At 70.9% G+C, this 23109-nt stretch carries 21 protein-coding genes; 19 read left to right on the top strand and 2 right to left on the bottom strand.

What is annotated here, in order from left to right:
- The first annotated feature begins 34 nt into the window (after positions 1 to 34).
- The 4 genes from PGH47_RS04675 (at position 35) to PGH47_RS04660 (ending at position 4145) form a co-directional block, all read left to right on the top strand.
- On the top strand, positions 35 to 733 hold the full coding sequence (locus PGH47_RS04675) for a hypothetical protein (protein WP_271662365.1): 699 nt from the start codon (positions 35 to 37) through the stop codon (positions 731 to 733).
- 118 nt (positions 734 to 851) lie between these two features.
- The gene (locus PGH47_RS04670) at positions 852 to 1592 is read left to right on the top strand and encodes a class F sortase (protein ID WP_435887830.1); all 741 of its coding nucleotides are present in this window, start codon (positions 852 to 854) and stop codon (positions 1590 to 1592) included.
- A 134-nt stretch (positions 1593 to 1726) separates the two neighbouring features.
- Complete coding sequence (gene htpG / locus PGH47_RS04665; protein WP_271662364.1) at positions 1727 to 3637, top strand: molecular chaperone HtpG; 1911 nt, start codon at positions 1727 to 1729, stop codon at positions 3635 to 3637.
- 97 nt (positions 3638 to 3734) lie between these two features.
- Positions 3735 to 4145 (top strand): VOC family protein, encoded by a 411-nt coding sequence (locus PGH47_RS04660; protein ID WP_126897168.1) that lies wholly within the window; start codon positions 3735 to 3737, stop codon positions 4143 to 4145.
- 14 nt (positions 4146 to 4159) lie between these two features.
- Here the strand turns inward: PGH47_RS04660 and PGH47_RS04655 are convergent, their stop codons facing one another.
- The gene (locus PGH47_RS04655; RefSeq protein ID WP_271662363.1) at positions 4160 to 4702 is read right to left on the bottom strand and encodes a hypothetical protein; all 543 of its coding nucleotides are present in this window, start codon (positions 4700 to 4702) and stop codon (positions 4160 to 4162) included.
- Positions 4703 to 4974: 272 nt separating this feature from the next.
- Between PGH47_RS04655 and PGH47_RS04650 the strand changes: the two genes are divergently transcribed.
- The 7 genes from PGH47_RS04650 to polX all read left to right on the top strand — a co-directional run bounded on the left by PGH47_RS04650 (position 4975) and on the right by polX (position 14438).
- Positions 4975 to 6534 carry an alanine racemase gene (locus tag PGH47_RS04650; protein ID WP_271662362.1) on the top strand — a complete coding sequence of 520 codons (1560 nt, stop codon included), beginning with the start codon at positions 4975 to 4977 and terminating at the stop codon, positions 6532 to 6534.
- Positions 6531 to 7853 (top strand): pyridoxal-phosphate dependent enzyme, encoded by a 1323-nt coding sequence (locus PGH47_RS04645; RefSeq protein ID WP_271662361.1) that lies wholly within the window; start codon positions 6531 to 6533, stop codon positions 7851 to 7853. Before PGH47_RS04650 ends, PGH47_RS04645 begins: the two co-directional genes overlap by 4 nt.
- A gap of 4 nt (positions 7854 to 7857) precedes the next feature.
- Positions 7858 to 9075, top strand: coding sequence for an aminotransferase class V-fold PLP-dependent enzyme (locus PGH47_RS04640; protein ID WP_271662360.1), 1218 nt, complete (start codon positions 7858 to 7860; stop codon positions 9073 to 9075).
- 94 nt (positions 9076 to 9169) lie between these two features.
- Positions 9170 to 9934, top strand: coding sequence for a class I SAM-dependent methyltransferase (locus PGH47_RS04635; protein WP_271662359.1), 765 nt, complete (start codon positions 9170 to 9172; stop codon positions 9932 to 9934).
- 171 nt (positions 9935 to 10105) lie between these two features.
- A complete protein-coding gene (locus tag PGH47_RS04630; RefSeq protein WP_271662358.1) occupies positions 10106 to 11227 on the top strand; it encodes a GNAT family N-acetyltransferase in 1122 nt (373 codons plus the stop codon).
- 162 nt (positions 11228 to 11389) lie between these two features.
- Positions 11390 to 12637 carry a DegT/DnrJ/EryC1/StrS family aminotransferase gene (locus PGH47_RS04625; RefSeq protein WP_271662357.1) on the top strand — a complete coding sequence of 416 codons (1248 nt, stop codon included), beginning with the start codon at positions 11390 to 11392 and terminating at the stop codon, positions 12635 to 12637.
- A 64-nt stretch (positions 12638 to 12701) separates the two neighbouring features.
- Positions 12702 to 14438, top strand: a complete 1737-nt coding sequence (polX, locus tag PGH47_RS04620; RefSeq protein WP_271662356.1) for a DNA polymerase/3'-5' exonuclease PolX — start codon at positions 12702 to 12704, stop codon at positions 14436 to 14438.
- 13 nt (positions 14439 to 14451) lie between these two features.
- On the opposite strand, the gene PGH47_RS04615 is transcribed toward polX, so the two are convergent.
- Positions 14452 to 15633: a flavin-dependent monooxygenase gene (locus tag PGH47_RS04615; protein WP_271662355.1), complete on the bottom strand. Its 1182-nt coding sequence runs from the start codon at positions 15631 to 15633 to the stop codon at positions 14452 to 14454.
- Positions 15634 to 15932: 299 nt separating this feature from the next.
- Here PGH47_RS04615 and PGH47_RS04610 point away from each other — a divergent pair, with 299 nt between their 5' ends.
- The 8 genes from PGH47_RS04610 to PGH47_RS04575 all read left to right on the top strand — a co-directional run bounded on the left by PGH47_RS04610 (position 15933) and on the right by PGH47_RS04575 (position 23093).
- Complete coding sequence (locus tag PGH47_RS04610; RefSeq protein WP_271662354.1) at positions 15933 to 17048, top strand: Gfo/Idh/MocA family protein; 1116 nt, start codon at positions 15933 to 15935, stop codon at positions 17046 to 17048.
- Positions 17045 to 17962: a PmoA family protein gene (locus PGH47_RS04605; protein ID WP_271662353.1), complete on the top strand. Its 918-nt coding sequence runs from the start codon at positions 17045 to 17047 to the stop codon at positions 17960 to 17962. The genes PGH47_RS04610 and PGH47_RS04605 overlap by 4 nt, the downstream gene beginning before the upstream one ends.
- 65 nt (positions 17963 to 18027) lie before the next feature.
- Positions 18028 to 18780 carry a cupin gene (locus tag PGH47_RS04600; RefSeq protein WP_271662352.1) on the top strand — a complete coding sequence of 251 codons (753 nt, stop codon included), beginning with the start codon at positions 18028 to 18030 and terminating at the stop codon, positions 18778 to 18780.
- Between the two features lie 71 nt (positions 18781 to 18851).
- Positions 18852 to 20135, top strand: coding sequence for an ABC transporter substrate-binding protein (locus PGH47_RS04595; protein WP_271662351.1), 1284 nt, complete (start codon positions 18852 to 18854; stop codon positions 20133 to 20135).
- Positions 20132 to 21058, top strand: coding sequence for a carbohydrate ABC transporter permease (locus PGH47_RS04590; protein WP_271662350.1), 927 nt, complete (start codon positions 20132 to 20134; stop codon positions 21056 to 21058). The genes PGH47_RS04595 and PGH47_RS04590 overlap by 4 nt, the downstream gene beginning before the upstream one ends.
- Complete coding sequence (locus PGH47_RS04585) at positions 21055 to 21915, top strand: carbohydrate ABC transporter permease (protein WP_271662349.1); 861 nt, start codon at positions 21055 to 21057, stop codon at positions 21913 to 21915. The genes PGH47_RS04590 and PGH47_RS04585 overlap by 4 nt, the downstream gene beginning before the upstream one ends.
- Positions 21916 to 21920: 5 nt before the next feature.
- Complete coding sequence (locus PGH47_RS04580; protein ID WP_271662348.1) at positions 21921 to 22511, top strand: hypothetical protein; 591 nt, start codon at positions 21921 to 21923, stop codon at positions 22509 to 22511.
- Positions 22512 to 22640: 129 nt separating this feature from the next.
- On the top strand, positions 22641 to 23093 hold the full coding sequence (locus tag PGH47_RS04575; RefSeq protein WP_093867272.1) for a phospholipase: 453 nt from the start codon (positions 22641 to 22643) through the stop codon (positions 23091 to 23093).
- The last annotated feature ends 16 nt before the right edge of the window (positions 23094 to 23109 follow it).

Here is a 23109-nt window from a genome sequence, read left to right as displayed (position 1 = left end):
TCAGCCGCCCAGGCCGTGACGGAAGGATCTACCTATGCGCTCTGTTCGCATGCTGCTCGCCACCGCGACGGCCACGGCCGCGCTGGCGATCGCACCCGCCGCCTACGCCGTCACCATGGGTGACTGGGACCCGGCGGAGAGCTCCCAAAGCAAGGAGCACGACAAGTCCGAAGAGACCGAGGCCCCCGGCAAGTCCGAGGAGCACGGCAAGTCGGAGGAGCACGGCAAGTCCGAGGAGCACGGCAAGTCCGAGGAGCACGGCAAGTCCGAGGAGCACGGCAAGTCGGAGGAGCACGGCAAGTCCGAGGAGCACAGTAAGTGGGAGGACCACGAGGAGGAGGGCAAGCACGACGGACCGAGTGGCGGGATCCACACGGGTGGCGGAGCGCTGGCCGCCGTGACCAACGGCGACGACTGGGGCGGCGACAAGGACCCGAAGCACGACCCGGACAGCTACCGCAGCAAGGAGGGCGGCCCCGAGAAGAGCTGGGGCGGCGGCGAGGAGGACCACGGGAAGGACTCCTGGAAGGGCGACGAGGAGGACTCCTGGGGCGGTGAGAACGACGAGGAGTCCGGTCGCTCCGGGCACGACAAGCCGCACGGCGGGATGCACACGGGCGGCGGCGGCCTCGCCTCGTCGGGTGTGACCGCCGGTGGGCTCGCCGCGCTCGCGGTCGCCGGTACCGGTATGTACGTCGTGCGCCGCAAGAAGGCCTCCGGAACCGCGGCCTGACCATGCCCGATGACATAGCCGCTGTGGCCGCCGCGCGTGCGCCGCGCGTCGCGGCGGCCCCTTCGGTCGTCCCCTTCTCCTTTGTGTTCGCTGCCGTGCCCGAGTGAGGTGGTGCCCGATGCCCGCCGGCCGTCCCTCTTCCCCCGACACCGATCCGGCCCCGCCCGACCCCGCCGGCTCCGCCACCTCGCGGCGGATAAGACGGGTGGCCATGGCGACGTTCTGGAGCGCGGTCGCCGTGACGGTCCTCGCGGTCACCCTGAGCGGTGGCGAGGACGCGGCGTCCGAGGGGCACGGCGTACCGCGCGCGGCCTCGACCGAACGGTCCACCCGCGGCGAGGGTGAGGCGCAGGCTCCCAAGCGGCACAGGGTGACCTCCCCGGACTCACGCCCCGTGGGCAAGCACCTGCCCCGTGCCCGGCCGCTCAGGCTTCTCATCCCCAAGATCTCGGTCAACGCGCCCTTCACCGACCTCGCCATCGGCCGGGCCGGCCGGCTGGAACCCCCGCCGGCCGACAACACCAACCTCGTCGGCTGGTACGCCAAGGGGGCTTCCCCCGGTGAGCCGGGCACGTCGATCATCGCCGGGCACGTGGACACGGCCACGTCGGCCGCGGTCTTCGCCAACCTCAGCGGGCTGGCGAAGGGTGACCGCTTCCAGGTGGTGCGCTCCGACGGGCGCAGCGCGTCCTTCGAGGTCGACAGCCTGGAGACCTTCGACAAGGACACCTTCCCCAGCGACCGCGTCTACGCCGACACCCCCCGCGCCCAGGTCCGCCTCATCACCTGCGCCGGCGACTACGACCGTCAGGTCAAGGACTACACGGCGAACCTGGTGGTGTTCGCCCACCTGGTCTGACCCACGGACCACGCCTCAGCACTGCGGGAGCTGCGACTTCCACGAGTTCGGGATCGCCGCACTCTGCGCTGACCTCGTGTCTTACAGTGACTGCGACCAGTTCCGGAGTCGAACCTGTGAGGTAGTCGCCAACCATGCCGACCGAGACGTTTGAGTTTCAGGTAGAGGCCCGTCAGTTGCTCCAGCTGATGATCCACTCGGTCTACTCGAACAAGGATGTCTTCCTGCGCGAGCTTGTCTCCAACGCCTCCGACGCGCTGGACAAGCTGCGCCTGGAGAAGCTGCGGGACGACGCGCTCGACGCCGATGTGTCCGACCTGCACATCGAGATCGACATCGACAAGGACGAACGGACCCTCACGGTCCGGGACAACGGCATCGGGATGTCGTACGAGGAGGTCGGACGGCTCATCGGAACCATCGCCAACTCGGGCACGGCCACCTTCCTGAAGGAGCTCAAGGAGGCCAAGGACGAGGGCGGGGCCGAGGGGCTCATCGGCCAGTTCGGCGTCGGCTTCTACTCCGGCTTCATGGCGGCGGACGAGATGACGCTGGTGACCCGGCGCGCCGGCGAGTCCCAGGGCACCCGATGGACGTCGCGCGGCGAGGCCACGTACACGCTGGAGACCGTCGAAGACGTGCCGCAGGGCACCTCCGTGACCCTCCACCTCAAGCCCGCCGACCCCGAGAACCAGCTCCACGACTACACCTCGCCCTGGAAGATCAGGGAGATCGTCAAGAAGTACTCGGACTTCATCACCTGGCCGATCCGGATGGACCAGGAGCCGGGCGGGACCGAGGGCGACGACGCCGAGACGCCCGAGCCCGAGACGCTGAACTCCATGAAGGCCCTGTGGGCGCGCTCGCGCGAGGAGGTGTCCGACGACGAGTACCACGAGCTGTACAAGCACATCAGCCACGACTGGCGCGAGCCGCTGGAGACGATCCGCCTCCAGGCGGAGGGCACCTTCGAGTACCAGGCCCTGCTCTTCGTCCCCTCGCACGCCCCGCACGACCTGTTCACTCGGGAGTACAAGCGCGGCGTCCAGCTCTATGTGAAGCGCGTCTTCATCATGGACGACTGCGAGGCGCTGCTGCCGCCCTACCTGCGCTTCGTGAAGGGCGTCGTCGACGCCGCCGACCTGTCGCTCAACGTCTCCCGCGAGATCCTCCAGCAGGACCGGCACATCCGGATGATGCAGCGCCGGCTGACCAAGAAGGTGCTGTCCACGGTCAAGGAGATGATGACCAAGGAGGCGGAACGCTACGGCACGTTCTGGCGGGAGTTCGGCACGGTCCTCAAGGAGGGCCTGGTCACCGACTCCGAGAACAGCGACGCCATTCTCGCCGTCGCCTCCTTCGCGAGCACGCACGCCGACGACGAGCCGACCACGCTCAACCAGTACGTGGAGCGGATGAAGGACGGCCAGGACGACATCTTCTACATCACCGGCGAGTCCCGGCAGAGCATCGAGAACTCCCCGCACATGGAGGCGTTCCGGGACAAGGGCATCGAGGTCCTGCTCCTGACCGACCCCGTCGACGAGGTGTGGGTCGACACCGTGGGCGAGTACCAGGGCAAGCGGCTGCGGTCCGTCGCCAAGGGCGAGATCGACCTCGACGCCGAGGGCGACGAGAAGGCCGAGGGAGAGCGGGCCAAGCAGGCCGAGGAGTACGCCGGACTGCTCGGCTGGATGGGGGAGCAGCTCGGCGAGGACATCAAGGAGGTGCGCCTGTCGACGCGGCTCACCGTCTCCCCGGCCTGTGTCGTCTCGGACGCGCACGACCTGACGCCGGCCCTGGAGAACATGTACCGGGCCATGGGCCAGGAAGTGCCGGCCACCAAGCGGATCCTGGAGCTCAACCCCGAGCACCTGCTGGTGAAGGGCCTGAACCAGGCGTACAAGGAGCGCGAGGACCGCTCGGGGCTCGTCGAGTCCGCCGAGCTGCTGCACACACTCGCGGTGCTCGCCGAGGGCGGCCAGCCGAAGGATCCGGCGCGCTTCGTGAAGCTGGTCGCGGACCGTCTGGAGCGCACTCTCTAGCCGGCCCGTGCCCCATGTGGCCGTGAGCGCGGGCCGTTGTCAGTGGCCCGCGCTACGTTCCTTGGTGTCGGCTTCCGGCCCCACGCATGGAGGAACCATGGCCTCGCGTCTCAACCCCTACATCACCTTCGCCGGCGACGCCCGTCAGGCGCTGGAGTTCTACAAGGAGGTCTTCGGCGGCACGCTGAACCTCAACACGTACGCCGAGTTCGGCCAGAAGGACGGCCCGCTGGCCGACAAGATCATGCACGGCATGCTGGAGGCCCCGAACGGCTTCACCCTGATGTGCGCCGACACCCCGACGGACGACCACAAGCCGGGTAACAACATCTCGGTGAGTCTGAGCGGTGACGACGACGCCGAGCTGCGCGGCTACTGGGAGAAGCTGTCGGACGGCGCCCACGTGACCGTTCCGCTGGAGAAGCAGATGTGGGGCGACGTCTTCGGTATGTGTACGGACCGCTTCGGAATCACCTGGATGGTCAACATCGCCGGGCAGGGCGGCTGAGCGGGCCGAGAGCCCTACTTCGGCAGCCAGGCGCTCAGGGCGTGGACCAGGCGGTCGAGCGCGGGCTCCTCGGCGGACAGGTCCGTCCTGACGGTGCGTCCGCCGAACCGCAGCGTGTACTGGAACAGATCCGCGGCCTGCATGTTCTTCGTGAAGTCGGAGACGTCGTCCAGCGCCGGGTCGCCGAGCAGTGTGCGCAGCTCGGTGAATTGCGCCGCGCTGGTCCGGCGCACCGCACGCTCACCCTTGTCGGTGGTGTGCACGCTGCCGTCGCCCCGCAGGGCCACCTCTTTCTGCACGCCCGCGAATCCGCCGGTGACCTCCATGGTCACCAGCAGCTGATCCGGCCCGGTGACGGGGACCGGCGACGGACGGGGGGACCCCGAGGGCGGCGTCGCGGGAGTCGGCGACTCGGGAGCCGAGGGCGATGCGGGAGCCGAGGGCGATGCGGCGGTCGGAGTGCCGGCCGCCACGTCCGTCCGCTCCGCCCCGGACGCGCCCTGCTCGGAAGCGCAGCCGGCCAGTCCCAGCAGCCCGGCCACCATCACAACCGCCATCCGCCTACCGAACACGACAACCCCATCCGTGGATCGCGTCGACTGAAGTGTCCCCATCGACTGTCCCTATCACGGAACAGGCCGTTGCGGGCCGAGCCGCCACCCGCGCGCCGGGCACCGGTGATTTTCGGCCCACCTGTTGACGTACCGCCCAGCAGTGCAGGTACGGGGCGTAAACCACTGGATGCCGGGAAAGGAGCTATACGGCAAACCGCGGGGAGTGGTCGTCAGCGCCCGGAGTGTCGGGCCCGAAGCGCTGGGGAGGGCCGGGCATGGGCGGGCAGCCCTTGTATCTCGAACCGCGGCTGGCATCACGGCTGCGCTCCTTGGTGCACTCCCCGGAACTGCTGCACACCCTCACCGACGCCCTCGGGTCGCCGCTGAACGTGCTCGTCCCCGACCAACTCGCGGACAATCTGGCGCGGTTCCGCTCGGTGTACGGCACCCACCACCTCTCCGGCCAGGTGTTCCTCGCCCACAAGGCCAACCGCTCCAGCGCCCTGCTGCGCAGGCTCGCCGCCACGGACGCCGGCGTGGACGTCGCCTCGCTGGGGGAGTTGCAGCACGCCCTGGGCGCCGGGCTCACGCCCGACCGGATCACGGCGACCGGGCCGAAGAACCCGGAGTTCCTGTGGCTGGCGGCCCGCACCTCGGTCACCGTCAGCCTCGACACGCGAGACGAACTGGAACAACTCGCCACGCTGGTCCGGGGGCACGCCCTGCCCCGCACCCGTGTCCTGCTGCGGCTGTCGGGCTTCGAGGCGTCAGGCGTACGGGTACTGACCCGGCGCAGCCGATTCGGCACCGCCGTACGGGAGACGGCCCCGCTGCTGGAGGCCGTCGAACGGCATGCCGACGCGCTGGACATGGTCGGGGTGGCGTACCACCTGGACACGACGAGCCTGGGTGAGAAAGCGCTGGCGCTGGAGGGCTGTCTGCGGGTGCTGGAGGAGTGCCGCAGCCGTGGGCTCAGGCCCCGGGCCGTCGACATCGGCGGCGGCTTCGGCGTGAACTACCTTGCCGGCGGCGGCCAGTGGGAGCGGTACACGACCGCGCTCACCGAGGCCGTCATGGGCATCCGCCCGCCCCTGACCCACGGCGGCCACGGCTACGGACTGCGCAACGAGGCCGGCACCCTGCGCGGCGCGCTCGGCCTGTACCCCGCCCACCGTCCGGTGGCAGCGGCCGGCTACCTCGACGAACTCCTCCGCCTGCCGGCCGCCTCCCTCGGCGGCCGGACCCTGGCCGCCCTGCTCCTGGAACACCTCTACGACCTGCACGTCGAACCGGGCCGCGCGCTGCTCGACCAGTGCGGACTGACCCTGACGAAGGTGCTGGAGGTGCGTGACGACGAGGCCGGCGGCCCCCTGCACATACGCCTGGCGGCGAAGGCCGACGACGTCGCGCTGGAGGACCACGGCGTGCTGATGGACCCGGTCGTCGTCCCACGGCATCCGATGAACGCCGGCCGCACGGCAACCGGCACGGACACCGGACCCGGCACGGACATCGGACCTGGCACGGACATCGGACCCGGCCCCACGACCGGCTCGGGAACGGAAACCGAGCCGGTCGCCGCCCATCTCTTCGGCAACCTGTGTCTGGAGGCCGACCTGATCACCCGCCGCACCGTCTTCCTGCCCCACCGCCCCGCCCCCGGCGACCTGTTGGCCTTCGCCAACACGGCCGGCTACTGCATGGACTTCCACACCACCCGTGCCCAGCACCAGCCCGCCGCGCGCAAGGTCGCCGCCTGGCAGGAGGGCGACAGATGGCGCTGGTGCCTGGACGACCAGTACTGGCCGACCACACCCGTGGGGGGAGCTCAGTGAGGTACGACAGCATCACCGACGCCATCGGCAACACACCGCTGGTGCGCATCGACCCGGCCGTGCACGGCCTGAGCCGCATCGACCTGTACGCCAAGCTGGAACTGCTCAACCCCTTCGGTTCGGTGAAGGACCGGGCCGCCTGGCACATGGCCCGGCCGCACCTGTCCGCCGCCGCGCCGGAGCAGGGCGGCCAGGTCGTGGAGCTGTCGAGCGGCAACACCGCCAAGGCCCTCGCCGTCCTTGCGGGCATGCACGGCCGGACCTTCCGAAGCGTCACCAACCGGATGCGCATCCCGGAGATCAAGGACCTGCTCCTGCTGCTGGGCGCGGAGATCGAGGAACTGCCCGGCCAGAGCGAGTGTCTCGACCCGACCGCCACCGACGACCCGCTCACCCAGTTCCACCGCGCGCTCTCCGAGCCCGGCAGCACCTTTGTGCACACCGACCAGTACTTCAACCCGCGCAACAGCGAGGCCCACTTCACCGGCACCGGACCGGAGATCGTGAAGGACCTCGACGGCCGGGCGCCGGACTGGTTCATCGCCTGCGTGGGGACCGCCGGTTCGTCCACCGGAGTCGCCCGAGCCCTGCGCGAACACGACCCCGCGGTACGGGTCGTCGGCCTGGTCGCCGCCAAGTCCGACTTCGTCCCCGGCATCCGCACCATCGACGAGGCGCACGAGGTGGGCCTGTTCGACCCCGGCACCTACGACACGATCGAGTCGGTCAGCGCCGACGAGGCGATCGAGGGCATGCTGACCCTCAACCGCCGCTGCGGCATCCTCGCCGGACCCACCGGAGGCGCCGCCTACTTCGGCGCCACACGGCAACTCAAGGCCATCGACGCTGAACTGACGGAGCGGCAGACCGCCGTGTTCATCGTCTGCGACCGCGTCGAGAGCTACCTCAGCTACGTCCGCCGGCGGCGCCCCGACCTCTTCGGCCGCCCGCGTCGCGGCAACTCCCCGGCCGACCTGACCGACGCCGAGGTCCGTACGGCACCGGCCCTCGGCGTCACCGACGCCCGGGCGTGGATCGCCACCGGGGAACCCCTCGTCGTGGACCTGCGGGGCCCCCACGCCTACGCCGCCCTGCACATCGACGGCTCGGTCAACATCGTCGACGAGCTCTTCGAGGAACTCCTGCACGGCGGGCTGCCGTTCAGCCACAACCGCCCGGTCCTGCTGGCCTGCCCGGTCGGCGAGAAGTCCGCCCGCTACGCCGCTCTGCTGACCCGGATGGGACACCCCGACGTGCGCAGCCTCACCGGCGGCATCATCGCCTGGCGCGACGCGGGCGCACCCCTCGTACGGGACTGATCCGATGACCGTATCCAAAACGGACGGCCAAGTCCCCGCAGCAGTGCAGGAGTTGGCCGAGTGGCAGCGTGCCCTGCGCGCCCAGTTCCCGATCATCACCGCACACCCGGAACTGGCCTACCTCGACAGCGCCGCCACCGCCCAGAAACCACAGGCCGTGCTGGACGCCGTGCACACCTACCTCACCACCACCAACGCCAACGCCGGACGCGGCACCTACACCTGGGCCAACCGGACCACCGCCCTGGTCGAGGGGGCCCGCGACCGGGTCAAACTCTTCCTCGCCGACCCGGCACCGGAGCGCTCGAGCGTGCACTTCACCAGCGGAACCACCGAGGGCCTGCGCGGCGTCGCCCGGGACTGGCTGCCCCGGCTGCTCACCGACGGGGACGAGATCGTCGTACCCGTCGCCGACCACGAGGCGAACATCGCCCCCTGGCTGGAGGCCCAGCGCGAACTGGCCGGGCAGGGCGTGCACATCCGCGTGCGGCCGATGCCGTACCAGGCGGCGTCCGGCGACTACGACCACACCGCGCTCGCCGAACTGGCCGGCCCGCGCACCCGGTTCGTGGCCGTCAGCCACGTCCACCACGTGTACGGCGCCGACATGAACGTGCACCGCATCCGCCGCGCGGTCGGCCCGGACGCCGTGATCTGCCTCGACGCCGCCCAGAGCGTCGGCCATCTGCCCGTGTCGGTGGCCGATCTCGACGTCGACTTCGTCCTGTTCTCCGGCCACAAGGCGATGGCACTTCCAGGCACCGGCGTCGTCTGGGCCCGCCGGGCCCGCGGACCGGAGTTCGCGCCGGGCGGCTGGGCGGGCACCCCCAACACCGTCGGCATCGCCTCCCTGACGGCGGCCCTGGACTGGCTGGACGCCGCGGGCACCGACCGGATCGAGCGCTGGACCGTCGCCCTCGCCGCGCGGCTCACCGAGGGGCTGCGCCGTCTCGACGCCTACGAGATCCTCGGCTGCCAGGCCAGCCTGGCAGCCGACTCGCCCGTGCAGCGGCGCCAGGGCATCGTCACCCTGCGCCATCACACCATCGACTCCTCGGACCTCGGCTTCATCCTCTTCAGCCACGGCTTCATGGTCCGCTCCGACCAGCACTGCCAGGGCGGCGCGGGGGAGAAGACGGGCTCCGTGCGCGTGAGCCTGCACGTCCACAACACCGCCGAGGAGGTGGACCGGCTGCTGACCGTCCTTGCCTCCCTCGGGTGAAGTGACGCCGCCCGGCGTAATGGGAACCGTTTCCACCTGTAGTGTCGCGCCGACGGGGTGAGTCGGATGCGAGACGGCGAGGTGGCACGACCGGATGGGGCTGAGCCTGGCGACGGCGGAGCGATGGGTGCACCGCTGGGAACTCCAGCAGCAGCGGTACGCCGTGGACCGCGAGGAGCGCTTCACTGTGATCGCCGATGTCGTCGAGCAGTCCGTGTCGGGCCGGCCCGCCCGGCCGCTCGTCGTCGACCTCGGCTGCGGCCCCGGCTCGCTGGCGGCCCGGCTGGCGCGGCGCCTGCCGTACGCGGACATCGTGGGCGTGGACATGGACCCGCTGCTCCTCGAACTCGCCCGCACCCACCACGCGGACGCCGCCCGCTATGTCGACGCGGTCATCGGCGAGGAGGGCTGGACCCGTGCCCTGTGCCTGGACCGCCCGCTGGACGCCGCCGTGTCGACGACGGCCCTGCACTACCTCGGCCCGGACGCCCTGTACCGCCTCTACCGGCAGCTCGCGGCACTGCTGCGGCCCGGCGGCGTCCTCGTCAACGGCGATCACTTCCCGCACGACGACATCGCGCTCGCAGCCCTCGCCGGATGCGTCGGCCGCCGCCACGCCGAGCGCCGGCACGCCCTGGCCCACGAGGACTGGGACTCCTGGTGGACGGCCGTCGCGAAGGACCCCGAACTGACCGACCTGCTCGCCGAGCGCCGGCGCAGGCAGCCGGCCGGCGGGGCCGGCTGTGCGGCACACCTGTCGGCCTCCGCACAGGAACGGCTGCTGCGGCGGGCGGGTTTCGGGCACGTCGGCACGGTCTGGCAGTACGGCGACAGTCAGGTCCTCGTCGCGATCCGCTGACCGGCCGTCGCTCCCTGGTCACCAAGCACTGCTAAAGGATTCATCAGGCACCTTGACAGCGTGCGTACTGTTTCGCGACGTTTGAGCCTCGCCACAAAGTTTGACATGGGGGACACGGTGGCGACGCGCTGAAAAGCGTGACTTGGGGGGCATTTGGGGGGAGCGGTCGCCATGCGATCCACGAGCGCCATCACGATTCACAGACCCGAGGAGCTGAGCGAGCAGCTGCGCCGGGCGTGGCACCGGGCGATGGAGGAATCGCCCGACTACGCCAACCCTTTCCTGGCACCGGAGTTCGCGCTCGGGGTCGGCAGGTACCGAAAAGGGGCGCACGTGGCCGTCCTGCACCAGGGCGGGGAGGCCGTCGGCTTCTTCCCGTACGAGCGCAACGCCTACGGCGTCGGCCGGGCCATCGGCCTCGGACTGTCCGACTGCCAGGCCCTGGTGCACCGGCCCGGAGTCACCTGGGACACCCGCGAACTGCTGAAGGTGTGCGGGCTGTCCGTGTTCGAGTTCGATCATCTCGTCGAGGAACAGCAGCCGTTCGGCCCGTACGTCACGGGCACGTTCGCCTCGCCCGTCCTCGACCTGAAACCCGGTGAGGGCGGCTACCCGGAGTGGCTGCGCGCCACGTACCCGGGGCTGGCCAAGACGACGCTGAAGAAGGAGCGCCGCCTGGGACGCGACGCGGGCGAGGTGCGGTTCGTCTACGACGAGCGCGATCCGCGCGTGCTGCGCACCCTCATGCGGTGGAAGTCCGCCCAGTACCGCAGAACCGGGCGGATGGACCGCTTCTCCAGACCCTGGATCGTCGACCTCGTCGACCACCTCTTCCAGGTCCGCGAGGACCACTTCACCGGCATCCTGTCCGTCGTGTACGCCGGCGACCGGCCGGTCGCCGCGCACTTCGGGCCGAGATCGCGCTCGGTGTTCGCGGCCTGGTTCACGGCGTACGACCCCGAGTTCGGCTACTACTCACCCGGACTGATGATGCATCTGCGGCTGGCTCAGGCCGCGGGCCGGGACGGCGTGACGCTCATGGACTTCGGGCGCGGGGAGAAGGAGTACAAGGACTGGCTGAAGACCCGTGAGCTGCGGGTGGCGGAGGGGTTCGCGGTGCGACCGCACCCGGTGGCGACGGCCCACCGGATGTGGCGCAGACCGGTGCGCGGACTGCGCAACACGGTCCTGGCCCATCCCCGGCTGCGCGAGCCCGCCGACCGGCTGCTGAAGACCGTCGGCACGCTGCGTACCTCCGGCCCGGCCCGGCCGCCGGGCGCGGGAGCCCGCTGAACCGGACGGCGACCCGCTTTCGTCACGCGCGCACACCGGCGCCGTGACCGTGGCCCCGCACGGCCTCGCGTCCCTCGCACGCCCGCCTCGAACGGCGTTCGAGTGTGCGCACCGCCCGCTCCGGGCGACCCTTCGTCGGACCCTTCCACGGAAGAGGTGACCATGCCGTACGGATCGCGGCTCGCCGCGATGATGACACGGCGCATCGGACGCGAATGCGTCTACACGCCCTCGGCCCGACTGGCCCTGTACCTGGCGCTGCGGCGCTGGTGCCGGCCGGGCGGACGGGTGCTGATGTCCCCGGTGAACGACGACGTGATCCTCTTCGTCGTCCTCGCCGCCGGACTGCGCCCGGTCCAAGCCCCCGTGTCCCAGTGGGACGGCAACATCGACCCGGCCGCCGTACCGGATTCCACCTGGCGCGACATCGACGCGGTCCTGACCACCAACCTGTACGGCCTGCCCGACCGCGTCGTCGAACTGCGCCGCCGCTGCGACCAGTTGGGGATCCCCCTGATCGAGGACGTGGCGCACGCGATCGGCACGCACGTGGACGGGCGGCCGATCGGCACCTTCGGGACGGCCGCGGCGTTCAGCCTGTCCAAGCACGTCGCCGCGATGGCGGGCGGCTTCCTCGCCGTCGACGGCACCCGCGCCCGCCGGGAGCTGGAGCTGCTGCGCGACGACCTGCTCACCCCGCGCCGGTTGCGTGACGACCTCGCCACCACCCTGCGCCCGCTGGCCCGCTCCACCGTGCGGACCCTCCGGCTGGTGCGCCCGGCCTGGCGCACCATGCAGCGCCTCGGCCTGCTCGAACGCGACGACTTCCGCATGGCCCTGCACGCGCCCCGCCTCGCCGGCAGCGCCCGCCACGCGCCCAGCCTGGCCGCCTACGAGCCCTGGGTCCGCGTCGACCTGCACGGCTTCCGCTCCCGTCACGGCGCCCTGGTGCGCGGACAGCTGGAGCTGCGGATGGCACTGCTCGACGGCGACCTGGCCCGCCGCAGGGCCGGCGTCTCGCTGCTGTCCGGCACCACCTGGGCCACCCCGGCGCTGCGCGAGCGGACCTCGCAGGAGGGTCCGCCCTCCCTGTTCCGGGTCCCGCTCCTGGTCCACGACCGCGACGCCCTAGTGGAACGCCTGGTCGACCACGGCGTCGTCGCGGGCTACATCTACGACCCGCCGCTCGACGACTACGCCGGAGCCGAGTTCGTCGAACCGTCCCCGTCCCCCGCGGCCGCCCGCTGGTTCGCCTCCCACACCCTGCCGGCCGACCCGCTCGTGGCCCGCAGGATCATCGGTGCGCTGACGAAGGAGAAGGCGACCCCGGCGCACCCGCCGATGACGGCCCAGCTGCCCGAACCCGACCCCGACCCGACGACCACTCCGCCCACGCCCCTGGGCCAGTAGCGCGGCGACACGGTCGGCCCGGCCGGGCTCGTCCGGCCGGGCCTCCCGTGCCTACCCTGGAGGCGTGGCACGGTCCAACGACGAGGTGGCCGCACTGCTCCAGGAGTACGCGGACCTGATCTCGATCACCGGCGGAGACGCGTTCAGGACGCGTACCTACGAGAAGGCGGCCCGAGCGATCGGCGGCTATCACGCCGACGTGTCCACACTCGACGTGAAAGCCCTCAAGGAGATCCCGAACGTCGGCAAGTCGATCGCCGAGAAGGTCGTCGAGTACTTCGCCACCGGCAGCGTGTCCGCCGTCGAGGAACTGCGCGCGAAGATCCCCGCCGGCGTCCGGCAGCTCACCGCCATCCCCACGCTCGGCCCGAAGAAGGCCCTGGTCCTGTACGAGGAACTCGGCATCTCCACCACCGAGGAGCTCGCGGGCGCCATCCACGAGGAGCGGCTGCGCGACCTGAAGGGCTTCGGGCCCAAGACCGAGGAGAACATCCTGCACGGCATCGACCTGCTCCGGTCCTCCGGCGACCGGGTCCTGATCGATGTCGCGATGAGCCTCGCCGAGGACATCGTCGCCGGGATGTCGCAGGTCGACGGGGTCGAACGGTGCGCCTACGCCGGATCGCTGCGCCGCGCCCGCGAGACCGTCGGCGACATCGACATCCTGGTCGCGGCGAAGCAGGCGGCAGGCATCATGCGGGCCTTCACCGAACTGCCGTACGTCTCCGAGGTCATCGCGCACGGACAGAAGAAGACCTCGGTCCGCACCACCAAAGGACTCCAGGTCGACCTGCGTGTCGTGCCGCCGGACTCCTGGGGCGCGGCCATGCAGTACTTCACCGGGTCCAAGGCGCACAACATCCGCACCCGGGAGATGGCCGTCCACCAGAAGCTCAAGCTGTCCGAGTACGGACTCTTCGACACCGAGACCGGAGAGAGGATCGTCTCCAGGACCGAGGAGGACGTCTACGCCCGCCTCGGCCTGCCGTGGATCCCGCCCACCCTGCGCGAGGACCGGGGCGAGGTCGAGGCCGGGCTGCGCGGCGAGCTGCCCGAGCTGATCCAGGAGAAGGACATCCGCGGCGATCTGCACACCCACACCGACCTGACCGACGGACTCGCCCCGCTGGAGGAGATGGTCGCCGCGGCCGCCGAGCGCGGCTACGCCTACTACGCGGTCACCGACCACGGCCCCGACATGGCCATGCAGCGCATGACCGACGAACGGATCCTCGCCCAGCGCGAACGCGTCCGCGAACTCGACGAGGAGTACGGCAGGCGCGGCAAGCGCGGCGGCATGCGGGTGCTGCACGGCGCCGAGCTGAACATCGGCCCCGACGGCGAGGTGGACTGGCCCGCCGAGTTCCTCGCCGGCTTCGACCTGTGCGTGGCGTCGGTGCACTCGCACTTCAACCAGGACCGCGAGGCGCTGACCCGGCGCATCGTCCGGGCCTGCGAGAACCCGCACGTCCACATCATCGGCCACCCCACCACCCGCCTCATCGGCAAGCGCCCCGCCATCGACGTCGACCTCGACGCGGTGTTCGCCGCCTGCGCCCGCACCGGCACCGCCCTGGAGATCAACTCCCATCCGGACCGGCTCGACCTGCGCGACGAGGACATCCTGCGGGCCAGGCGGCACGGCGTGAAGTTCGCCGTCGACAGCGACGCCCATGCCGTCGTCCACCTGGCCAACCTGCGCTACGGCGTGGGCACGGCGCAGCGCGGCTGGCTCACCAAGGACGACGTGATCAACGCCTGGCCGCTGACCCGGCTGCGCCGATTCCTCGCCAAGGGGTGAACCCGGCGGGGACCTACACGAAGGGCGTGCCCGGGTCGAGACCCGACAGGACCCGGCCGTGGATCTCCAGGTTGGTGGCGGGGTTGACGAACGAGTGCAGGTTCAGCGCGTGCGCGTCCCGCACGGTCCGTTGGATCGGCACGTCCCGGTGCAGCGACGACGCCCCAGAGGCCGAGGCGAGCAGATCGACGGCCTCCTTGCACAGCCGCGCCACATAGCCGCTCTGCGCCCGGATCCTCGTCCGCTCCTCGGGTGTGTACGGCTCGCCGGACTCGGCCCGGGACTCGATGACGGAGACGAAGTCGGCGGTCAGCAGCTCGGCGCAGGAGATCTTCATGGCCGCCTCGGCCGCCTGGAGATGGGTGACCGTCGCCTCGTTCTGCCGCTGATGGAAGGTGTAGGTGATGCCCCGTCGGCGGCTGCGCTCGGTGAACTCCGCCAGGGCCGAGCGGGCCAGACCGAGCGCGTTGGGCGCGGTCCAGGCGCAGAACATCAGCAGGACGGGCATCCGGTAGAACGGGTCGTCGGCGTTGGCCTTCGACGGGAACTCGCCCGCGAGCAACGGCCCGACCGGCAGGACCCGGTGCGCCGGGACGACCACGTCGCGTGCGACGACACTGTTGCTGCCGCTGCCCGCAAGACCCGACACGTACCAGTCGTCGAGGATCTCCAGCTCGGCCATCGGCACCGCGGTCCACAGCGTCTCGGGCGGCCCCTCGCCGGACTCCGGCTCCACCCGGACCGTCAGCAGATGCCAGTCGGCGTCGTGGCAGCCGGTGGCGAAGCCCGACGTGCCGTTGACGAGGTAGCCGCCGTCCGTCCGGACCGCCGTCGCGTCGGGGATGAGCGTGCCGCCGACCTTCACGTCGGGGCCGGTGAAGATCTCGTCCTGCGCCTCGTCGGGGAAGAGCGCCGCGATGTAGGAGCAGCCCGCCTGGATCACGGTCTTGAACGCGGTCGAGCCGCACGACTCGGCGATCGCGGCGATCGTGTCGACCTGGGTGCGCGGCCGGCTCTGGTAACCGCCGTACCGCCGCGGGACGTTCATCCGGTGGACCCCGGCGTCCGTCAGTGCCGCGGCGACCTCGGGCACCACCCGCCGCTCCTGCTCGGTACGCGGGGCGTGCTCGCGCACGAGCGGCCCCAGCGCCCGTACACGTGCGACTAAATCGGTGTCGGTACCAGTTGCTGCCATGGGTGACCTCCCGGGCACGACGGGTCATCACGGTGACGCGGATGCCGCACCCTGTCAACGCCGCGTCGCGGAAGCAGAGTTGACCTGTCCTGTGGCTCCCGGCCCTCGACGATCTTCGCCCGTTTGAGTGAGCGCCGGACAGGGGAGCGTGCGGAACGTGGGCCGCGCCGAACGGGTTCGGCTTCACTCCCGTCGCCGCAGAGGGGTTGTCCTTACATTCCGTCCCTGCCTAGGGTCGCCCTCGAAGTGCAAGCGCTTTCTGAAGCGGGCTGTCCACCGGCCGTCCGAGGAGATACCGCATGTCCCCAAGTCCCGCCCGCCGCCGCGTCGCCGTGATCGGCACCGGCGCCATCGTCAGCGGCAGCCACCTCCCCGCGCTGAGATCCCACGCCGACCGGGCGGAGCTGGTCGCCGCCGTCGACGTGGACCGGGCGAGGCTGGCGGCCTTCCGCGAACTCGCGGGCGACGGCGTCACCGGGTACACCTCGACCGACGAGATGCTGGACGCCGTACGCCCCGACCTCGTCCTCATCGGCACCCCGCCGTCCCTGCACCGGGAGCAGACGGTCGCCGCGCTCAAGGCGGGCGCCTGGGTGCTGTGCGAGAAGCCGCTGTGCCTGTCGCTCGCCGAGTACGACGACATCGCCGCGGCCGAGGCGGCGTCCGGCGCCTACGCGTCGGTGGTCTTCCAGCACCGGTACGGCTCCGGTGCCGTGCATGCCCGTGAGCTGATCGCGAGCGGTGAGCTGGGCGCCCCGCTGGTCGCGCACTGCCAGACGACCTGGCACCGGGACGCCGCTTACTACGCGGTGCCGTGGCGCGGACGGTGGGCCACCGAGGGCGGCGGGCCGACGATGGGGCACGGCATCCACCAGTTCGACCTGCTGCTCCTTCTGCTCGGCCCCTGGGCGGAGATACGCGCCATGGCGACGCGGCTGGTCCACGACACCGAGAGCGAGGACGTCTCCACCGCCCTCGTACGGTTCGAGAGCGGCGCCCTCGCCACCGTCGTCAACAGCGTCCTTTCCCCGCACGAGGTCAGCCGCATCCGCGTCGACTGCGCGGACGCGACGGTCGAGCTCACCCACCTCTACGGCCACCGCAACGACGACTGGGTCTACACCCCGGCCCCGCACGTGCCCTCCGAACGGGCCGCCGCCTGGCGTACCCCCGCGGCGGACGTGCCCAGCTCGCACACGGCACAGCTGGGCGCTCTCCTGGACGCCCACGACAACGGTGTCCGGCCCCCCGGCAGCGGTCCGGACGCCCGGGCCACCCTCGACTTCGCCGCGGCCCTGTACAAGGCCGCGTTCACGGGTCTGCCGGTGCACGCGGGCGAGATCGCGCCCGGCGACCCGTTCTACCCGGCCATGCACGGAGACCACCCCCACTGGGCCCCCAAGGAGCGCGCATGAGCATCCGCGTCACCCACGCGCACGGCGACCACATCGCGGTGACGGCGGCGAACGGCACCGAGATCCTCCGTTACGTCTACCGCCCCGACCCGGAGGCCTTCGAGTCCCGCAAGCCCTACGCCCACCCCGTGCGCACCCTCGCCGGGCACACCGTGACCGGGTACCGGCCCAGCGACCACCGCTGGCACAAGGGCCTCCAGATGACGGCGAGCCATCTGTCCGGCCAGAACTTCTGGGGCGGCAACTGCTATGTGCACGGCCAGGGTTATCTCGCCCTGCCCGAACGGGTCGGCTCCATGCGGCACGACGGGTTCCCCCAGCTCACCGTCGAGGACGACCGGCTCGCCCTCACCGAGGAACTCACCTGGATCGAGAACGGCGGCGCGGAGTGGGCGCGTGAGGTGCGCGGACTGACCGTGCACTCGGTGGACGAGGCGGCCGGCGCCTGGGCGCTGGACTGGTCGATCCGGCTCACCAACACACATGACCGGCCGCTGCGGTTCGGGTCCCCGACCACCGAGGGCCGGGAGATGGCCGGCTACACGGGACTCCAGTGGCGCGGGCCGCGCGACTTCACCGGCGGGAGCGCCTTCGCGCCGGACTCCGACGCGGACGCAGAGAAGCTGATGGGCAGTCAGGGGCCCTGGCTTGCCTTCACCACCGAGCACGACGACGTCGACGGGCACTCCACGCTCGTGTTCGCGCACGCGCCCGAGAACCTGGAGGCCCTGCACGAGTCGCACTGGTTCGTGCGCGCGGAGCCCATCCCCACGGTGGCTTTCTCCTGGGCGTTCTTCGAGGAGTTCGAGCTGCCGCCGGGGGAGTCCTTCGCCTACCGGTACCGCGTCGTCTTCGCCGACGGGGCGTGGGACCGGGAACGGGTGGCCGCCCACCTGGAGGGAATGCCGTGGTGAGGCCTGGAGGGGAAGCCGTGGCGAAGCCCGGAGGGAAAGCCGTGCTGAAGCCCGGAGGGGAAGCCGTGGGGAAGCCGCACCTGCCGCGTCCGCTGCCGGGTGCCGTCGGCCTGTCCCACCTCAGCGCCTACGACTGGGAGGCCGCGGACGGCGTGTGCGGCGGCAGCCCGCATCTGCATCTGGTGTGCACCGAGGCGTACGTCGTCACCGGCGGCCGGGGCGCCGTCCAGACACTCAGCCCCGACGGCTACCGGGACATCCCCCTGGAGCCGGGCTCCGTCGCCTGGTTCACACCCGGCACTGTGCACCGCATGGTGCAGGGCGGCGACCTGCGGATCACCGTGCTGATGCAGAACAGCGGCCTGCCCGAGGCCGGGGACGCCGTCTTCACCTTCCCGCCCGAAGTCCTCGCCGATCCCGAGAAGTACGCGGCCGCCGCCGTACTCCCGCCCGGCACGGGCCCGGAGACCGCCGACGCCGCCCGGCGTCGCAGGGACCTCGCCGTCGAGGGCTACCTGGTCCTGCGCGAGGCGCTGGTCGCAGGGGACAACGGCCCGTACCTGGAGTTCCAGCGCTCCGCGGCCCGCCTCGTGCGTGCCAAGGTGCCCGACTGGCGGGAGCTGTGGCGGGCCGGCGCGCGGGCGGCGGCCGAGCGCACGGGCGCCCAGCTCGACGCGCTGGCGGCCGGCGAGCCGGCGTATCTCGGCGACGCGACCGCGTACGAGGCCGGGCCCACCAGGCTCGGCGGGTTCGGGATGTGCGGCCGCCGGGACGAGTACAACCTGCCGGGGACGACGCTGCCGTACGGCGGCGAATAGCACCGCTTGCTCAAGGGGGGGCACAGGGGGGCCGTCAAGAAGAGCCCGAGGAGAAGAGAGGTGACCTCGGCATGCCCGGACACAGGACAAAGGGGTTCTGCGCTTCGGCCGCGGCACTGGCGCTCTGCGCGATGCTGGCGGGCTGCTCAGGATCCGGGGAGTCGGTCGGCGGCGGCAAGGTCGTGCTGCGCTACACGTGGTGGGGCAACCCCGACCGCGCGGAGCGCACCGAGCAGGCCCTCGCCCTGTTCGAGAAACAGCACCCCGGCATCCAGGTGCAGACGTCGTTCTCGGCCTACGACGCCTACAAACAGAAGCTCGCCACCCAGGCCGCGGGCGGCGACGCCCCCGACGTGATGCAGCTCGACTACCGCCAGATCGACCAGTACGCCTCCGGTGGGGTCCTGCTCGACCTCGGCGAGCAGAAGGCCGTACTGCGCACCGGCGAGATCGACACGGGCCTGCTCGCCACCGGCCGGCTGGACGGCACGCAGTACGCCGTCCCGCAGGGCCGCGGCACCGAGACGATCGCCTACGACGTCGAGGGATGGAAGGCGACCGGCGTTCCGCTCCCGGACCGGAGCTGGACCTGGAGGGAATGGGCCGACACCATGCGGGCCCTGGCGGAGAGGACCGGCAAACCCGGCGCCACCGACCCCGGCCAGAGCGAGGACTGCTTCGAGGTCTGGCTGCGCGGCCGGGGCAAGTCCCTCTACACCGAGGACGGCAGGCTCGGCTTCACCGCCGACGACCTGACCCGCTGGTGGACCTTCACCGACGAGCTGCGGCGCGAGGGCGTCGTCTCGCCGGCCGAGCAGACCACCCAGCTCGACGGCTCCGTCGAGAACACCCCGCTCGGCCGCGGCGAGTCCCTGACGGACGCCAACTGGGACGCGCCGGCCAGCGGTTACCTCGCCCTCATACCGGGCGGGATCGCGCTCGCGCCGATGCCCTCCGGCGAGGACGGCACACCCGGCCAGTACTTCAAGCCGTCGATGTTCCTCGGCGTCGGCGCCGACACCGGGCACCCGAAGGAGGCGGCACGGCTCGTCGACTTCCTCATCAACGACGAGCAGGCGGCGAAGATCCTCGGTGCCACCCGCGGCATCCCCGTCAACGACTCGGTCCGCAAGGAGATCGAGCCGCAGCTCACCGATTTCGACGAGACGGTCGCCGCCTACCAGGCATCCCTGGAGGGCACCCTCAACACCCCGCCGCAGGCCCCGCCGTCCGGCGACAACGCCCTGCAGACCACCTTCCAACGCGACTACGACCAGGTGTCGTACGAGCGCATGTCGCCCCGCGAGGCGGCCGAGAACTACGTCACCGAGGCGAAGGCGGAGCTGCGGTCATGACCACCACCCTCATCCCCGCAGGGGCGAAGACCGCGGTGACCCCGAAGCGCCGGCGCGAACGGCAGGGCCCCGCCTGGGTGTTCCTGTCCCCATGGGTGCTCGGCGCGGTCGTCCTGACCCTGCTGCCGATGGCCGTGTCGCTGTACCTGTCCTTCACCGACTACGACCTGTTCAACCCGCCGCGCTGGGTGGGCCTGCGCAACTACGTCCAGATGTTCACCGAGGACCCGCGTTACTGGCGGTCGGTGACGACCACCCTGACGTACGTCGTCATCGCCGTGCCGCTGCAGCTCGCACTCGCCCTCGTCGTCGCGCTGGCCCTGAAGTCCATGAAGCGCGGAAAGGCCTTCTACCGGTCCGCGTTCTACGCCCCCTCGCTGCTGGGGGCGTCGATGTCGATCGCGCTGGTCTGGCGCGCGATCTTCAACGACGGCGGCACCGTGGACAATCTGTTCGGCACCGGCGGCTGGGTGAACCGGCCCGGCTGGGCACTCATCGCCGTGGCGCTGCTGACGGTGTGGCAGTTCGGGGCGCCCATGGTCATCTTCCTCGCCGGACTCCAGCAGATCCCGGCCGTGCTGTACGAGGCGGCGGCCGTCGACGGGGCCGGGAAATGGCGGCAGTTCCTGTCCGTCACCGTCCCCATGCTGTCCCCGGTCCTGTTCTTCAACCTGGTGCTCCAGACCATCCAGGCGTTCCAGGTCTTCACGCCGGCCTTCGCGATCGGCGCCGGCAAGGGCGGCCCCGCGGACTCGACGCTCGTCTACACGCTCTACCTCTACGACCGCGGCTTCGTCGCCTCCCACATGGGCTACGCCTCCGCCATGGCCTGGGTGCTGCTGATCGTGATCGGCGCTGTCACGGCGGTGCTGTTCCGGACCTCGCGCTCCTGGGTCTTCTACACCTCCGAGGGGGACCGATGACCGCGACCGCACTCACCCGCAAGCCCGTCCGCCGGGGCCGGATCGCCCTGCACCTCGGCTGCCTCGCCGCCCTGCTGGTGATGCTGTATCCGCTGGCCTGGCTGCTGGCCACCTCGCTCAAGCCGGCCGACGAGGTCATCGCGAGCCTCGACCTGCTGCCCGGCCGGCTGGAGTGGTCCAACTACTCAACCGCTCTGGACGGCGTCAACGAAGTCCCCATCTGGCGGCTGCTGGGCAACTCGCTGCTCATCGCGGGCGGCGCCGTCCTCGGCAACGTCGTCAGCTGCTCCCTCGCCGCCTACGCCTTCGCGCGACTGAGGTTCCGCTTCCGCGGGCCGTTGTTCGCGTTCATGATCGCCACGATCATGCTGCCGCACCACGCGGTGCTGATCCCGCAGTACATCATCTTCAACCAGCTCGGTCTGGTGAACACGTATTGGCCGCTGATCCTGCCGAAGTTCCTGGCCACGGAGGCGTTCTTCGTGTTCCTGATCGTGCAGTTCATGCGGGGTCTGCCGCGCGAGCTGGAGGAGGCCGCCCGCATCGACGGCTGCGGCCCGTTCCGCAGCTTCTTCCAGGTGGTGCTGCCGCTGACCCGGCCCGCGCTGATCACCACGGCGATCTTCACCTTCATCTGGACGTGGAACGACTTCTTCACCCAGCTCATCTACCTCTTCGACCCGGACAAGTTCACGCTCACGCTCGCCCTGCGCTCGTTCGTCGACGCCTCCAGCACCTCGGCGTTCGGCCCGATGTTCGCCCTGTCGGTGATCGCGCTCCTGCCGATCGTGCTGTTCTTCCTCGCCTTCCAGAGGTTCCTGGTGGAGGGCATGGCCGGCTCCGGACTGAAGGGGTGAGTGGGATGCCTGCACGCGAGGCGGGCGAGGTGTTCGGCCCGCGCATGACCCTGTTCGCCGACGTGCTGAGCGTCGGCCTCGCAACCGCCGTGGCCTGTCTGCCCCTGCTGACCGCCCCCGCCGCGCTGTCGACCGCCTGCGCGGTGCTGCGCGGCGCCCGGGAGGACCGTCCCGCCACCGCCGGGCGGTACTTCGTGCTGCTACGACGACGGCTGCGCACCGGCGACTTCGTGGTGGGCGCCCTCGCGGCGGCGGGCGTCCTGCTGCTGGCCGCGGATCTGGCGCTGGCCCGGGCGGGACTGCCGGGCGGGTCGGCCTTCGCGGTGATCGCCGCCTGCATCGGGGCGTGCGCCATGGTGGCGGGCCTGCGTGCCTGCGCCCGCCCCGAGTCGCTCACCGACTGGCGGACCGCCCTGCGCCGGGCCGGCCGTGACTGCGTAGGGGACTTGGGCGGCAGCGGCCTGGTGCTGCTCGCGGTGGCCACCGCGGCCCTGTGCGCCTGGATGCTGGTGCCGCTCGCGTTCCTCGCCCCGGGTCCGCTGGCCCTGGCGCTGACCGCCGTGGACGTACGGAGGGACGTCGAATTCATCCCCTGATCTCCTCGCATGTCCAAGAGTTAATGGGCAATTGAGGCGCATGCGGTGTGAAAGAGCCGTTCAGGTGTCAATCATCTTGTCATGAACCTGCGGCCCGACGGGCGGGTCGCAGCCTCATGGAGGTGTGGAATGCACCGCAGACTCGCCACCGGTCTTGCCGCCTCAGCCCTCTCCCTCGTGACCGTCGTCGCCACCGCGGCGGCCGCCGACGCCGCACCCGCCGACAAGCCCCAGGTCCTGTCCAGTTGGACCCAGACCAGCGCGTCCAGCTACAACGCCTGGGTCGCCGCCCGCAACAACCAGTCCGCCTGGTCCGCCTACGGGTTCGACTGGTCCACCGACTACTGCTCCTCCTCGCCCGACAACCCCTTCGGCTTCCCCTTCTCCACGTCCTGCGCCCGCCACGACTTCGGCTACCGCAACTACAAGGCCATCGGCGCCTTCGACGCCAACAAGTCCCGTCTGGACAGCGCCTTCTACGAGGACCTCAAGCGTGTGTGCGCGAACTACAGCGGTGCGTCGAAGACCGCGTGCAACAGCACGGCCTGGACGTACTACCAGGCCGTGAAGGCCTTCGGCTGACGAACGAAGAGAAGGG

The organism is Streptomyces sp. HUAS 31, assembly GCF_028198125.1.
GTDB lineage: Bacteria > Actinomycetota > Actinomycetes > Streptomycetales > Streptomycetaceae > Streptomyces > Streptomyces chartreusis.
Note: the sequence above shows the minus strand (reverse complement) of the source record. Positions and strands in the feature narration are given on the sequence as shown.

What these genes read in the sequence shown, in the direction of transcription:
- PGH47_RS04675 (WP_271662365.1), top strand. Translation starts at nt 35, where the DNA reads ATGCGCTCTGTTCGCATGCTGCTCGCCACCGCGACGGCCACGGCCGCG.
- PGH47_RS04605 (WP_271662353.1), top strand. Translation starts at nt 17,045, where the DNA reads ATGAGCATCCGCGTCACCCACGCGCACGGCGACCACATCGCGGTGACG.
- PGH47_RS04625 (WP_271662357.1), top strand. Translation starts at nt 11,390, where the DNA reads ATGCCGTACGGATCGCGGCTCGCCGCGATGATGACACGGCGCATCGGA.
- PGH47_RS04655 (WP_271662363.1), bottom strand. Translation starts at nt 4,702, where the DNA reads ATGGCGGTTGTGATGGTGGCCGGGCTGCTGGGACTGGCCGGCTGCGCT.
- PGH47_RS04585 (WP_271662349.1), top strand. Translation starts at nt 21,055, where the DNA reads ATGACCGCGACCGCACTCACCCGCAAGCCCGTCCGCCGGGGCCGGATC.
- PGH47_RS04615 (WP_271662355.1), bottom strand. Translation starts at nt 15,633, where the DNA reads ATGGCAGCAACTGGTACCGACACCGATTTAGTCGCACGTGTACGGGCG.
- PGH47_RS04650 (WP_271662362.1), top strand. Translation starts at nt 4,975, where the DNA reads ATGGGCGGGCAGCCCTTGTATCTCGAACCGCGGCTGGCATCACGGCTG.
- PGH47_RS04610 (WP_271662354.1), top strand. Translation starts at nt 15,933, where the DNA reads ATGTCCCCAAGTCCCGCCCGCCGCCGCGTCGCCGTGATCGGCACCGGC.
- htpG (WP_271662364.1), top strand. Translation starts at nt 1,727, where the DNA reads ATGCCGACCGAGACGTTTGAGTTTCAGGTAGAGGCCCGTCAGTTGCTC.
- PGH47_RS04640 (WP_271662360.1), top strand. Translation starts at nt 7,858, where the DNA reads ATGACCGTATCCAAAACGGACGGCCAAGTCCCCGCAGCAGTGCAGGAG.
- PGH47_RS04590 (WP_271662350.1), top strand. Translation starts at nt 20,132, where the DNA reads ATGACCACCACCCTCATCCCCGCAGGGGCGAAGACCGCGGTGACCCCG.
- PGH47_RS04630 (WP_271662358.1), top strand. Translation starts at nt 10,106, where the DNA reads ATGCGATCCACGAGCGCCATCACGATTCACAGACCCGAGGAGCTGAGC.
- PGH47_RS04670 (WP_435887830.1), top strand. Translation starts at nt 852, where the DNA reads ATGCCCGCCGGCCGTCCCTCTTCCCCCGACACCGATCCGGCCCCGCCC.
- PGH47_RS04580 (WP_271662348.1), top strand. Translation starts at nt 21,921, where the DNA reads ATGCCTGCACGCGAGGCGGGCGAGGTGTTCGGCCCGCGCATGACCCTG.
- PGH47_RS04575 (WP_093867272.1), top strand. Translation starts at nt 22,641, where the DNA reads ATGCACCGCAGACTCGCCACCGGTCTTGCCGCCTCAGCCCTCTCCCTC.
- PGH47_RS04660 (WP_126897168.1), top strand. Translation starts at nt 3,735, where the DNA reads ATGGCCTCGCGTCTCAACCCCTACATCACCTTCGCCGGCGACGCCCGT.
- PGH47_RS04635 (WP_271662359.1), top strand. Translation starts at nt 9,170, where the DNA reads ATGGGGCTGAGCCTGGCGACGGCGGAGCGATGGGTGCACCGCTGGGAA.
- PGH47_RS04595 (WP_271662351.1), top strand. Translation starts at nt 18,852, where the DNA reads ATGCCCGGACACAGGACAAAGGGGTTCTGCGCTTCGGCCGCGGCACTG.